Annotated in this window: 12 protein-coding genes, 2 pseudogenes and 2 riboswitches; of the genes and pseudogenes, 11 read left to right on the forward strand and 3 right to left on the reverse strand. The window is 69.8% G+C overall.

Annotation, left to right across the window (positions count from 1 at the left end; all coding sequences use genetic code 11):
* Positions 1 to 223 precede the first annotated feature (223 nt).
* Entirely contained in the window at positions 224 to 2458 is a 2235-nt protein-coding gene (gene metE / locus J2S55_RS40345; RefSeq protein WP_306872159.1) for a 5-methyltetrahydropteroyltriglutamate--homocysteine S-methyltransferase, read from the reverse strand.
* A 118-nt stretch (positions 2459 to 2576) separates the two neighbouring features.
* Positions 2577 to 2794: riboswitch (cobalamin riboswitch) on the reverse strand.
* 130 nt (positions 2795 to 2924) lie between these two features.
* A riboswitch (cobalamin riboswitch) is annotated at positions 2925 to 3118 on the forward strand.
* A 186-nt stretch (positions 3119 to 3304) separates the two neighbouring features.
* On the opposite strand from metE, the gene J2S55_RS40350 reads away from it, so the two are divergent.
* The 7 genes and pseudogenes from J2S55_RS40350 to J2S55_RS40375 all read left to right on the forward strand — a co-directional run.
* Entirely contained in the window at positions 3305 to 4294 is a 990-nt protein-coding gene (locus J2S55_RS40350; RefSeq protein ID WP_306872162.1) for an ABC transporter substrate-binding protein, read from the forward strand.
* The gene (locus J2S55_RS40355) at positions 4291 to 5373 is read left to right on the forward strand and encodes a FecCD family ABC transporter permease (protein ID WP_306872164.1); all 1083 of its coding nucleotides are present in this window, start codon (positions 4291 to 4293) and stop codon (positions 5371 to 5373) included. Before J2S55_RS40350 ends, J2S55_RS40355 begins: the two co-directional genes overlap by 4 nt.
* Positions 5374 to 5384: 11 nt before the next feature.
* Positions 5385 to 6182, forward strand: coding sequence for an ABC transporter ATP-binding protein (locus tag J2S55_RS40360; protein WP_306875794.1), 798 nt, complete (start codon positions 5385 to 5387; stop codon positions 6180 to 6182).
* A 106-nt stretch (positions 6183 to 6288) separates the two neighbouring features.
* Positions 6289 to 6933: an iron reductase gene (locus tag J2S55_RS40365; RefSeq protein ID WP_306872168.1), complete on the forward strand. Its 645-nt coding sequence runs from the start codon at positions 6289 to 6291 to the stop codon at positions 6931 to 6933.
* Positions 6934 to 7219: 286 nt separating this feature from the next.
* A complete protein-coding gene (locus tag J2S55_RS40370) occupies positions 7220 to 7492 on the forward strand; it encodes a DUF4158 domain-containing protein (RefSeq protein WP_306872170.1) in 273 nt (90 codons plus the stop codon).
* A gap of 356 nt (positions 7493 to 7848) precedes the next feature.
* A pseudogene (locus tag J2S55_RS48490) lies at positions 7849 to 7959 on the forward strand (IS5-like element ISDge16 family transposase); the annotation flags it as partial.
* 6 nt (positions 7960 to 7965) lie between these two features.
* Positions 7966 to 8283: pseudogene (locus tag J2S55_RS40375) on the forward strand (transposase); the annotation flags it as partial.
* A gap of 15 nt (positions 8284 to 8298) precedes the next feature.
* Here J2S55_RS40375 and J2S55_RS40380 read toward each other — a convergent pair.
* Both J2S55_RS40380 and J2S55_RS40385 read right to left on the reverse strand, forming a co-directional pair.
* The gene (locus tag J2S55_RS40380) at positions 8299 to 8703 is read right to left on the reverse strand and encodes a GntR family transcriptional regulator (RefSeq protein WP_306872173.1); all 405 of its coding nucleotides are present in this window, start codon (positions 8701 to 8703) and stop codon (positions 8299 to 8301) included.
* Complete coding sequence (locus J2S55_RS40385) at positions 8700 to 9167, reverse strand: hypothetical protein (protein ID WP_306872176.1); 468 nt, start codon at positions 9165 to 9167, stop codon at positions 8700 to 8702. Before J2S55_RS40385 ends, J2S55_RS40380 begins: the two co-directional genes overlap by 4 nt.
* Before the next feature lie 107 nt (positions 9168 to 9274).
* On the opposite strand from J2S55_RS40385, the gene J2S55_RS40390 reads away from it, so the two are divergent.
* From J2S55_RS40390 to J2S55_RS40405, 4 genes are all read left to right on the forward strand, one after another.
* On the forward strand, positions 9275 to 9514 hold the full coding sequence (locus J2S55_RS40390; RefSeq protein WP_306872179.1) for a hypothetical protein: 240 nt from the start codon (positions 9275 to 9277) through the stop codon (positions 9512 to 9514).
* Between the two features lie 252 nt (positions 9515 to 9766).
* A complete protein-coding gene (locus J2S55_RS40395; protein ID WP_306872181.1) occupies positions 9767 to 9961 on the forward strand; it encodes a hypothetical protein in 195 nt (64 codons plus the stop codon).
* Complete coding sequence (locus J2S55_RS40400) at positions 9961 to 10302, forward strand: ArsR/SmtB family transcription factor (RefSeq protein WP_306875797.1); 342 nt, start codon at positions 9961 to 9963, stop codon at positions 10300 to 10302. Before J2S55_RS40395 ends, J2S55_RS40400 begins: the two co-directional genes overlap by 1 nt.
* 68 nt (positions 10303 to 10370) lie before the next feature.
* A complete protein-coding gene (locus J2S55_RS40405) occupies positions 10371 to 12056 on the forward strand; it encodes a SulP family inorganic anion transporter (protein WP_306875799.1) in 1686 nt (561 codons plus the stop codon).
* Positions 12057 to 12095 lie beyond the last annotated feature (39 nt).

The following is a 12095-nucleotide window of genomic DNA, read 5'->3' on the forward strand; positions in this document are numbered from 1 at the left end:
AGATCAATCACACCGACAACGGCTGTACCGCTGTTCCTCAACCCCGAGATCTCCCTCGGACAGCACCACCCTCCGCTGCTCGTTCACGATGATCGTTTGATGCTGCGGGCGCCTGCTCATCCCAGCCGCCCCTTCACGCGCCGGCCTGTTTCCGATCCGACGCCGAGGTCCCAGGCGCCGTCACCGCGGCCGCCCCTTGCGAAAAGGGGCGGCCGCGGGTGGCTCAGCGGGTGGCCCGGACGTTCCGTGCGGCCGCGACCATGTTGGCCAGGGCCGCCTCGGTCTCGGCGTAACCGCGGGTCTTCAGCCCGCAGTCGGGGTTGACCCAGAGCCGGTCGGCCGGGACGGCCTTCAGGGCGCGGCGCAGGTTGGCCTCCATCTCCTCCACGGTTGGGACCCTGGGCGAGTGGATGTCGTACACGCCGGGCCCGAGGCCGTTGGCGTATCCGGCCTCGCGCAGGTCGGCGACCAGCTCCATGTGCGAGCGGGCCGCCTCGACGCTGGTGACGTCGGCGTCGAGGTCGGCGATCGTGGTGATGATCTCGCCGAACTCCGAGTAGCACATGTGCGTGTGGATCTGGGTGGAGATCGCCACTCCCGAGGTGGCGAGCCGGAAGGCCGCCACCGCCCAGGCCAGGTACGCATCCTGGTCGGCCCTGCGCGGCGGCAGGAGCTCTCGTAGTGCCGGCTCGTCCACCTGGACGATGCCGATCCCGGCCGCTTCCAGGTCGGCGATCTCGTCGCGGAGGGCCAGGGCGACCTGGCGGGCGGTCTCCGGCAGCGGCTGGTCGTCGCGGACGAAGGACCAGGCGAGCATCGTCACCGGGCCGGTCAGCATGCCCTTCACCGGCTTGGCCGTGAGGGACTGCGCGTAGGCCGCCCACTTCACCGTCATCGGCTCGGGGCGGGAGACGTCTCCGTGCAGGATCGGGGGGCGGACGCAGCGCGTCCCGTAGGACTGGACCCAGCCGTGGTCGGTGGCCGCGTAGCCGGACAGCTGTTCGGCGAAGTACTGGACCATGTCGTTGCGCTCGGGTTCGCCGTGCACGAGAACGTCCAGGCCGAGGTCCTCCTGAAGCCGGATCACCTGCCCGATCTCGGCGCGCATCGCCTCGGTGTAGGCGGCGTCGTCGATCCGGCCGGCCTTGTGGTCGGCGCGGGCCCTGCGGATCCGGGCGGTCTGCGGGAACGACCCGATCGTGGTCGTGGCCAGGTCAGGCAGGCCGAGCTTCGCCTGCTGGGCGGCGGAGCGGGTCCTGCGATCGGCCCGCTGGATGTCGCCGAGGGCCTCCAGCCGGGCCCGGACCTCGGCGTCGACCCCCGCGGCGGAGGCCGGTGCCGCCTGCGGGGCATCGGAGCGGAGCTCGGCGTCGAGTGCCACCAGTTCGGTGACCTTCTGACGCGCGAACGCCAGTCGCGCCCGGACCGCCGGGTCCAGGGCCGGCTCGCTGTCAAGGTCGACGGGCACGTGCAGCAGTGAGCAGGACGTGCTCAGCTGCACCTGCCCAACCAGCCCGAGCAGCACCGCGTAGGTCGACCTCGCCCGCGCCGGATCGGTTCGCCACACGTTCCTGCCGTCGACCACGCCGGCGACGACGGTCTTGTGGGGCAGCCCGCCGGCCGAGGCCACCACCTCCAGGGTGTCCGGGCGAGTGACGAAGTCCAGCCCGATCGCCTCGACCGCGGTGGAGGCGACCACCTTCAACGCCTCGGCCGCGACGGTGCCGAAGTAGGTGGCCAGCAGGATCTTCGGGCGGCTGGACAGCCCGCCCAGGCGGCGGTAGGCCCGCTCGAGTGCTTCGACCTCCCGCGCGCCGAGATCCCCGGCCAGTGCCGGCTCGTCCAGCTGCACCCACTGCGCGCCGGCTCCGGCGAGCCGCTCCAGCAGCTCGGCATAGACCTCCACCAGGGCGCCCAGCAGATCCAGCGGCACGAACCCCTCAGGCGAGCCCGGCGCGGCCTTGGCCAGCAGAAGGTAGGTCAGCGGGCCGACCAGCACCGGCCGGGTCTCGACCCCCAGGGTCTTGGCCTCGAGGTACTCGGCCACGGGCTTCGCCTGCGCGCCGTCGGCGAGCCGGAGCCGGGCGTCCAGGGACAGCTCGGGGACGATGTAGTGGTAGTTGGTGTCGAACCACTTGGTCATCTCCAGCGCCGGGATGTCTGCGGTGCCGCGCGCCATCGCGAAATACCGCTCCAGGCCGGACAGCGCCCGGTACCGGTCGGGGACCGCGTCGACCATGACGCTGGTGTCCAGCACGTGATCGTAGAAGGAGAAGGTGTTCGACGGGATCGTCCCCAGGCCGGAGTCCCGCAGTTCGGTCCACACCGCCCGCCGCAGCGTCGAGGCCGTGGACTGCAGTTCCTCTTCGCCGACGCGCCCGGCCCAGTACTCCTCGGTGACGAATTTGAGCTCTCGGTGCGCGCCGATGCGCGGATACCCGAGGATCGTCGTTGTCATGGCAGCTTCCCTCGCTATTGCCAGGATGCGGCCGGGCAGGAGGAAGAAGCGCACAGCAGGCAGGTCCTGCGGGCGCGTCCCAGGCCCTCCCACGAGGCCGCGAACCACCGCGCACCGGTCGGTGCACGGGCGGAAGGCAGGTCTTCGGACTCGCGGGCACCACACCTGAACAAGGCGTGACCTACTGACCGTCGCTTCCCAGGCCACAGGCCCAGTGCGTATGACGGCGGTCGTTCCCACTCACCGCTGCGGGGCAGTCCCGGATTCCCACCGGGTTCCCTCTTACGACGTCCGCACCCGGTCGGGCACGGACGAACCATCCACAGCGGGATTCTAGCCAGCCGGTGCGCTGAACGGACACCGCCGTCGTAAGGGTAGACCGGCCGATCGGGCGCCTCCGTCGCGCTGACCGGCTGAGAAGAACCGTGCGGTGCTCCGAATGCGATTCACCACATCACCGGTATTCAGTGAATTGATGGCTTCGTGTAATGATGACGGAAAGGCGAGCGCGGTCGAGGAAGCCGGTGTGAATCCGGCGCGGTACCGCCACTGTGATCGGCGAGCGGATCCCCATACGGCCACTGCCCCACTCCGGGGTGGGAAGGCGGGGACGAGCCTCGACCCGAGAGCCAGGAGACTCACGCGGTCGCCTCCTCGATAGAACTGGGGCGGATCTCCCCGGAGAGGAGCGGGTCGGCATGCCCGATGGGCCGATGAACAGCGCGCCGCGTGGCGGTGCCGCGTGGCCGGTGCGCCGACGCGTGCCCGGAGACGTCTCCCGGGCCGGTTTCCGCCGCCTTCCGACAGGACCGCCCCATGGTGCAGATTCCGTGAGAGGAACCATCCATGACGGGCAGACGCCCTTTGTCCCTGCTGCTCTCCGCCGTACTCCTCGCCGGCTGCGGCGGCGCGCCCGCTGAGGTGAAGGCCTCCGCCGCGGCGTCCACCGCACCGGTCGCGGCGGGGTTCCCGGTCACCATCGACAACTGCGGCGTCAAGACGACGTACGAGCGCCCGCCGCGGCGGGCGGTCTCGCTCAACCAGCACGCCACCGAGGTGATGCTGGCGCTGGGGCTACAGCAGGCGATGATCGGCACCGGCTACCTCGATGACAAGATCCTTCCCGAGTACCAGGCCGCCTACAACGGGATCAAGGTGCTCGCCAAGGAGTACCCCTCTCACGAGGCGCTGCTGGCTGCCGAGCCCGACTTCGTCTACGGCGGCTTCTCCAGCACCTTCGACGAGAAGGAGGGCCGCAGCCGCGACGCGCTGGGCAAGGCCGGGATCGACACCTACCTCAACATCGAGGACTGCCCAACCGGCCCGGTGACCCTGGACCTGATGGACCAGGAGATCCGCAACGTCGCCGCGATCTTCGGTGTGCGCGATCGGGCCGAGTCCCTCATCACCCGCCTGCGCGCGCCACTGGCACAGGTCAAGGAGAAGCTCGCCGGGGTGAGCCCGGTCAAGCTGTTCGTCTACGACAGCGGTGACAAGACCGCGTTCACCGCCGGCGGCAAGGGCGTCGGCAACGACGTCATCACGCTGGCGGGCGCGCGGAACCTGTTCGCCGACGTGGACAAGGCATGGGGTGACGTGTCGTTCGAGCAGGTCGCCGAGCGGGCGCCCGACTGGATCGTCATCTACGACTACGGCGACCAGCCGGTGGCCGACAAGAAGAGGTTCCTGCTGTCGAACCCGGCGCTCGCGGACGTGCCGGCGATCAAGGAGCAGCGGTTCGCGGTGCTGCCGCTGTCGTCGGTCGTGCTCGGGGTCCGGGCGCCGTCGGCGGTGGAGTCGCTGGCCCGGCAGATCCATGCCGGCCGGTTCAAGTGAGCGAGCTGACCAAGGTCTCCCGGACCGCCGACGCCCGAGTCACCGCACCTCTCGCGCGGCGCCCTGGCCTGCCGTACCTGCTGGTGCTGCTGTTGTGCGCGCTGTTGCTGAGCGGGGCGGCCACGGCGGGGATCGCGGCCGGGTCGATCAGCCTGCCCGCCGGGCAGGTGTGGGGCATCTTGTTGCACCGGCTCCATCCCGCGCTGGCCGAGCCGGTCTGGGCTCCGGTCCGGGAGACCATCGTCATGGACGTACGGCTGCCGCGTGTGCTGCTGTGCGGGGTCATCGGCGCGGGGTTGTCGGTCTGCGGGATGGCGTTGCAGGCGCTGGTGCGCAACCCGCTGGCCGATCCGATGCTGCTGGGCGTCTCCTCGGGGGCCAGCGTCGGCGCGGTGGCCGTGGTGGTGTTCGGCCTGACCTTCTTCGGGGCGTTCTCGCTGCCGGTCGCCGCGTTCGCGGGGGCGCTGGCGGCGCTGGTCGCGGTCTACTTCCTGGCCCGGTCGGGCGGGCGGATGACCACGATGCGCCTGGTGCTGGCCGGGGTGGCGATGGCCGAGGTGCTGTCGGCGGTCGCCAGCTTCCTGATGGTGACCTCCAGCGACCCGCACAAGACGCAGTCGGCCGTCCGCTGGATGCTGGGTGGCCTGGCGGGGACGACGTGGACGATGGTGTGGGTGCCCGCGGCGGCCGTGCTGGTGGGCACCGTCGTCCTGCTGGGCGTCTCCCGCCCGCTGAACCTGCTGCTGGCCGGGGAGGAGGCGGCTGCCTCCCTGGGGCTGGACGTGCACCGGTTCAGGGCGGCGCTGTTCGTGCTGGTGGCCGTGATGATCGGCGCCATCGTCGCGGTCAGCGGCGCCATCGGGTTCGTCGGGCTGATCATGCCTCACGTCGTACGGCTGCTCGTCGGGGCCGACCACCGGCGGGCGCTGCCGGCCACGGCGCTGCTCGGGGCGGCGTTCCTCATCGTGGCCGACCTGGTCGCGCGGACGCTGATCGCCCCCGAGGAGATCCCCGTGGGGATCATCACGGCGCTGGTGGGCGGGCCGTTCTTCATGTGGCTGATGCGGAGGCGGTCGTGACGAAAGAGGCGATGACGGAGCGGGCGGCCGCGCTGACCGTACGGCAGGTTTCGGTGCGCATCGACGGCAAGGACCTCGTGCGCGATGTGACGCTGGAGGTGCCCTCCGGTGAGGTGCTCGGCCTGGCCGGTCCTAACGGCGCAGGGAAGTCGACCCTGCTGCGCACCCTGTACCGGGCGCAGCGCCCCACCTCCGGTCAGGTGCTCCTCGACGGGTACGACGTGTGGCGGATGCCGGGCAGATGGCTGGCCCGCAGGCTGGCGGCGGTGCTGCAGGAGAGCGGCGGCGACTTCGAGCTGAGCGTCTACGACGTGGTGGCCATGGGCCGCACCCCGCACAAGCGCGCCTTCGACGGGGACGCCCCCGACGACCGGGCGATCATCGCCGACGCCCTGGAACGCCTGGACGTGGCCGATCTGGCGTACGCGCCCTTCGACCGGCTGTCGGGCGGGGAGAAGCAGCGGGTGCTCATCGCCCGAGCGCTGGCGCAACGGCCGGGGACGATGGTGCTGGACGAGCCGACCAACCATCTGGACCTGCGCCACCAGCTCGACGCGCTGCGCCTGGTACGCGGCCTCGGGGTCACCGCGGTGATCGCGCTGCACGATCTCAACCTGGCCGCCGCGTTCTGCGACCGCATCTGTGTCATGCACGCGGGCGAGGTCGTGGCGCTGGGGACTCCACACGAGGTGCTGACACCGGCGCTGTTCAGGGACGTCTACCGGGTCGATGCCGAGGTCTCCGCACACCCGCGGACCGGCATCCCCCATGTGACGTTGACCACCGGAGGGAGCCATCCGATGACCTGACCTTTCTTTTCGAGTTCGCTGGGCACGTCGTCCGGCTTTTTCGCTGTGCGATTTTGATGAATGGAGCAGCAGCGCTATGGAATCACTTCGACCGGCTCCTCCAAAGTTGACTCTGAGCGCCCTGCGCAAGGGGGCGGAATTCGGTTCCTTCTTCACGATCGACATCGGAGCTAACGGCACCGGCTGGCACAGCGTGAATTCCGACTACGCACGCGGTTTCACCGATCCGGTGGAGGCGACCGCCACCCAGTACGGCACCGGCGAGCTGCGCATCGGCGCCTCCATCGCGCAACTTGGGCATGCGGCACGGCTATGGTCGCCGCTTCTCGCGGCCGTGCTCGGCCACGGGGTGGTGCCCGACCTGCGTCGGCTGGAGCGCGCCGACGACGGGCCGCGACTGTGTCTGCCCACGGCGTCCGGATGGCACACAGGACCAGAAGACCAGGTCATGGACCTGATATACGACATGGTCGTGCGCGGCCACCTGGAGCCGCTGGCGGCCGGGCTGCGGGTCAAGGTCGCGCCCGGACTGCTCTACGGCAACGCCGCCTCGGCGCTGGCGGAGGCTGGCCGGGCGATCGTGGCGGCCCGCCCCGGCCTGGCCGCGCCCGCCACCCGGCTGGTCACCGATCTGCTCGGCCGGGGCGCCCTGACGGGGAAGGGCGCGGTCACCTCGCCCGATCTGGCATTCCGCCGAACCACATGCCGCCTTTATTACCGGGTGCTCGACGAGGCCAAATGTGACGACTGAAGGAGGACGCACATGACGCACCACGGTTTCTCCGAGCCCGAGGGCCTGGAGACGTGCCTGAAGTCCCACACCCTCGCGGTGGACGCGCCGTTCGAGGGGGGCAGACCAAGTACGGGAGAAAGGGACAGCGGGGTGTTGAGGTGCTGCTCAGAGGGTGCTTGTCGGATGATGTGACCCTCAGTCTGGGTTTGGTTACGGCTTGATGAACACGGCCGTTCGGCAGGATTGATCACCGCTACGGTTTTCGGTGTCTGGACGCCGGGATCGAGGCGAGGGACGGCTTGGGATGACGTGGATCGAGCGGACCGCCTATCCACAGTTCAAACGGCTGACGTCGGCGCGGATGCTGCACGTGTTCTTTACGCCGCCGCCGGAGGAGGTGGCCTGGGCCGACCAGCGCACCGGCAGCCCCGAATCGTGCTTCGCGCTGGTGCCGGCGTTGAAGTGCTTTCAGAGGATGGCGCGTTTCCCGTCCCCGGACGAGATCCCTGACGTAGAGAGTGAGGATGTCGGGGGCCGGCGCGAGGCGGAGGCTAGCGGGCGAGGGCTGCATCCATGATGGACCAGGCCATGGTGCGCTCTCTCACAGGAGACCCCTCACGACTGCTCGCCGTTCCTGCCGCACCCGCACCGCTGCGTTGCGACGAGTGCCGTCACCCGCTGGATGCCTCCGGCCACAGGGCTAGGTTCTGTTTTGTGGATCACTGAACGTTGAATGGCAGGGCCCGCGTCTTGGACCTCGCTGGGTCCTCGCGCTGCGCGCGCATCACGCTCGGACCGTGTCTGATTGGGGCTTCGTCCCAAGCCCCAGGCGAGGGGCCTTCCAACCCCTCACACTCCCCGGCCGCCGACCGATTCGCCTGACGCGGCACCGATGATGTGGCTGGATAGAACAACATAGTCCGTCGCCATGAACTGACCGATGAAGCCTGGGAGCACATCGCCCCCTTGCTGCCGGCCGACCCTGAACGCGGTGGCCGCTGGCGCGATCACCGCCAGGTACCAGGCGGCATCGTCTGGAAGGTCCACACCGGCGCCGGCCGGCCCCGCACCCGGCCCGATCACGTGATCGCCGACAAGGATTACAGCTCCCGCGCCATCCGCACCTACCTGCGCCGGCGCGGCATCGGCGCGACCATTCCCGAGCGCGCCGACCAACTGGCCGGGCGAGCCCGCCGCAAGCATCGGCGTTGCGCCTTCGACCCGGTCCGCTACAAGCGGCGTAACGTCGTCGAACGCTGCTTCAACCGGCTCAAGCACTTCAAAGGCATTGCGACCCGCTACGACAAGCTCGCCGCCCACTACCGATCGGCCGTGACCATCGCCTGCCTGCTGCTATGGCTCAGATGATCCACAAAACAGAACCTAGCGACCTTCGGCCCGGGCGGTGGCCATGGCCACCGCCTCCAGAGCCAGTTTGGCCTGCTGCAGCGCATGCGTGGCGTCGACGCCAAGTTGTCGCGCCTGGATCGCGAAGGTCTGGGCAGCCTCGGCCAAGCGCTGCTCGGCGTCCACGGTCGCGGCCGGATCCGGAGCCTCGCAGACGAAAGTGCCGTGCCTCCCCCGGGTCTCGATGACCCCATCCCGTTCGAGCTCACGAAAGGCACGTGCGACCGTCGCGGTGGCCAGACCGAGATCGCGAGCGAGCTGGCGAATACTCGGCAGTCGGGTGCGCGGCCAGAGCACGCCGGTCGCGGCCATGGTGGTGATCTGCGTGCGTAGCTGCTCGTACGCAGGGACCGGCGAGGCAGGATCGAGATGGAGGATCATGTCTCCGTCCGGCTCTGTGCCTCCGTCGGAGTATTCGCCCTTCGCGGTGCGCTGCGCCGGATGAGCCAAAGGCATGGATGCCCGATGTGCAGCCAGCTCGCAGGTGCGCAGAAGAAGACGCAGACCAAGCCGACCCACGGCAGAGTCACCCGCAAGGCCGGGATGTCGGTGCCGCCGCCCAGGCTGAACAGCTCGAACCCGAGAAGCAGGAAGAGCATCGCGAGGCCCGCGCCGGCGGTGCGGTGGATCGAGGTGGAGCGTAGGGCATCGTCCAGGGTCAGCTGTGACGTGGAACCGACGGGCTGACGCCGATGCGTCATGAACCGTAGCGCGGCCTCTGTCGTCACCAGGACCGCGGCGGCCGCCACCGCCGACCCCGGACCGAACCGGAAGGACTCGGCGATGCGGCCGGGATAGACCCAGTGCGCCAGGACTCCCACCGCGACCGTGGCCAGGGCGATCACCCGGATCAAGACAAGCACAGAGCCCCTGATGTAGTCGCTCACCCCTCTGGGCAGCAGCGCAGCGGCCAGCGGAACACGCGGGCCCGGCCGTCGAGGACCTGCCCGCCATGTACTGGGTGACCGCCGGCGAGCTGCATCAGGTCGCGGCGAGTTCGGCGTTGTCGCTGGGCGAACCCCAGCGGGCGCTGCGGCACTTCGACGCCGCCTTATCCCATCATGATCCGTACGACACGGAGAAAGAAGCCCGGGGCACGGCGATCTATCTGGCGCGTCGGGCCGAGGCCCACCTGGCGCTCGGCGACGTCGACCGCTGGAAGGACAACCCCATGGGCAGAGCCGGGCTGTAACCCGGCACCCCTGCCGCCTCCCGGATGTCCGGTACTCCTGCGCCGACGTCCCGTCCGTAACCGCCCCACCCAGCCTGCGCGCCATGCTCGCCGCGCTGGACCGCACCCCCCTGGTCGGTGACCATGATCGCGGATGGCTCATGTACGTGATAGCGGAATCCAGCTCATCATTCGTGATCTCTAAATTGCGAATATTCGCAATTTAGTACATCCTGATAAGGGTTCACCGGGATAGATCAGATGGAGGGTGCTGTGAGTGAGTCTTTTGCCGCCGCGGTGCGAGATCGCGTCCGGCGGGCGGACGCGGCATTGGCGGCGGCACGTCTCAGTGGCGATATCGAGGAGGTGATGCTGGCCGAGGCGGAATGGGAGGAGGCGCGGCATACCGCCCGTAGGCATGGCGTCCCGGTCGGCTCGGCTGAGCCGGGTGAAGGGTCGGTTGCGTGATGTCGGTGCCGTTGTATGAGGCGAAGGCGGAGTTGTTTCGGCTGCTGGGTCATCCGGTGCGGATCCGGGTGTTGGAACTGTTGCAGGACGGACCGATGCCGGTGCGGGATCTGCTGGCCGCCATCGAGGTGGAGGCGACCGGACTGTCGCAGCACCTGGCCGTTTTGCGCCGTTCGGGCATGGTCAACGCTCATCGCGAGGGTTCTACCGTTGTCTACGCTCTGGCCGGCGGGAACGTGGCCGAACTGCTGCGCGCGGCCCGCACCCTGTTGACGCAGATGCTCACCGGGCAGCATGAGCTGCTGAGTGAACTACAACAGACGGAGACCGGCGCCTCGTGAACTCCTTTGTCTCCTCGAGCTGGTCCCGGGTGCGTTCAGTGCTGCCCGAACGCGGTGAGCTGGCCGTGATGGGCCGAGGTCCCCGCCGTGACCTGCTGGCCGGGCTGACGGTGGCGATCGTGGCCCTGCCACTGGCGCTCGGGTTCGGCATCTCCTCCGGGATGGGTGCTGAGGCCGGCCTGGCCACCGCGGTCGTCGCGGGTGCGCTGGCCGCGCTGTTCGGCGGCTCGGGTCTGCAGGTCTCGGGGCCGACCGGAGCGATGACGGTGGTGCTGGTGCCGATCATGCACCAGCACGGCGCGTCCGGAGTGCTGACGGTCGGGGTGCTGGCCGGGCTGATACTGATCGCTCTGGCTCTGGGCCGGGCGGGCAAGTACATGGCTCTGGTGCCGGCGCCGGTGGTGGAGGGCTTCACCATCGGTATCGCCTGCGTGATCGGCCTACAGCAGGTGCCGGCTGCCCTGGGCGTGCCGACCCCCGCCGGCGACAAGGTCGTCGCCGTGGCCTGGCAGGCCGTTCAAGACTTCGCCGCCCGCCCCGGTTGGTGGGCGCCCGCCGTCGCGCTGGCGGTGGCCGTGCTGATGCTGGCGGGGGCGCGCTGGCGGCCCACCGTTCCGTTCTCCCTACTCGCCGTGGCGGCGGCCACCCTGGCCGCCGAAGTGGCCGGCCTGCCGCTGGCCCGGATCGGCCAGCTACCCGCCGGGTTGCCCGCCCCGTCATTGGCCTTCTTCGATGCGAGCGCGCTGAGCTCGCTGCTCGCCCCCGCGGTCGCGGTCGCCGCCCTGGCAGCACTGGAGTCGCTGCTGTCGGCCGCCGTGGCCGACGGCATGAGCGTCAACCACCGCCACAACCCGGATCGCGAACTGTTCGGCCAAGGTCTGGCCAACCTCCTCGTCCCGCTGTTCGGCGGCGTCCCGGCTACCGGTGCCATCGCCCGCACCGCGGTCAACGTCCGCTCCGGCGCCCACTCCCGGTTGGCCGCACTCGCCCACGCGGGCATTCTGGCCGTGATCGTCTATCTGGCCGCCGACCTGGTCGCCCGCATCCCGCTGGCCGCGCTGGCCGGCGTGCTGCTGGCCACATCGGTGCGCATGGTCGAGGTCGGCTCGGTCAAGGCCATGATCGGTTCCACCCGCAGCGACGCGCTCGTGCTGGCGCTGACCGCCGTCGCCACCGTGGCCCTCGACCTGGTCGCCGCGGTCATCCTCGGCCTGATCGTCGCCGGCGCACTGGCTTTGCGCGCCATCGCCCATAACGTCCGCCTGGACGTGATGCCGCTGCGTCCGGACCTGTCCGGCGACCACACCGAGCAAGAGCACGCCCTGCTCGCCGAGCACATCGTCGCCTACCGCCTGGACGGTCCTCTGTTCTTCGCCGCCGCCCACCGTTTCCTGCTGGAACTGTCGGAAGTGGCCGACGTCTCAGCGGTCATCTTGCGCATGTCCCGGGTCACCACCCTCGACGCCAGCGGCGCGCTCGTCCTGGGCGATGCGATCACCCGGCTCGAGCGTCGTGGCATCACCGTCTATATCTCCGGCATCCGTGACGGTCACCACCAGGCCCTGCAGGCGCTCGGCGTCATTGCGCGCCTCGATGAGGCCGGGCGCGTCCTGACCACCACTCCGCAGGCCATCGCCGCCGCCCGTGATCACCTGCGCCAGGTGGGGCTCCTGCCCGTCGACAGCCACGCCCCGGCCGGCGCCGGCGACCACGGTGACGGCCGTACTCGGGGGCGGGTGCGGCGCCCCCTCTGAAGGAGAGGGGCATCCCGAGGTTCGAGAGCCGCTGAGCTT

The sequence above is a fragment of the Streptosporangium brasiliense genome (assembly GCF_030811595.1).
Lineage (GTDB): Bacteria > Actinomycetota > Actinomycetes > Streptosporangiales > Streptosporangiaceae > Streptosporangium > Streptosporangium brasiliense.

Bases quoted from the DNA above. Each gene is read 5' to 3' on its own strand.
- J2S55_RS40350 (WP_306872162.1), top strand. From the start codon at position 3,305: ATGACGGGCAGACGCCCTTTGTCCCTGCTGCTCTCCGCCGTACTCCTC.
- J2S55_RS40400 (WP_306875797.1), top strand. From the start codon at position 9,961: ATGTCGGTGCCGTTGTATGAGGCGAAGGCGGAGTTGTTTCGGCTGCTG.
- J2S55_RS40370 (WP_306872170.1), top strand. From the start codon at position 7,220: ATGACGTGGATCGAGCGGACCGCCTATCCACAGTTCAAACGGCTGACG.
- metE (WP_306872159.1), bottom strand. From the start codon at position 2,458: ATGACAACGACGATCCTCGGGTATCCGCGCATCGGCGCGCACCGAGAG.
- J2S55_RS40360 (WP_306875794.1), top strand. From the start codon at position 5,385: ATGACGGAGCGGGCGGCCGCGCTGACCGTACGGCAGGTTTCGGTGCGC.
- J2S55_RS40405 (WP_306875799.1), top strand. From the start codon at position 10,371: ATGGGCCGAGGTCCCCGCCGTGACCTGCTGGCCGGGCTGACGGTGGCG.
- J2S55_RS40390 (WP_306872179.1), top strand. From the start codon at position 9,275: ATGTACTGGGTGACCGCCGGCGAGCTGCATCAGGTCGCGGCGAGTTCG.
- J2S55_RS40380 (WP_306872173.1), bottom strand. From the start codon at position 8,703: ATGATCCTCCATCTCGATCCTGCCTCGCCGGTCCCTGCGTACGAGCAG.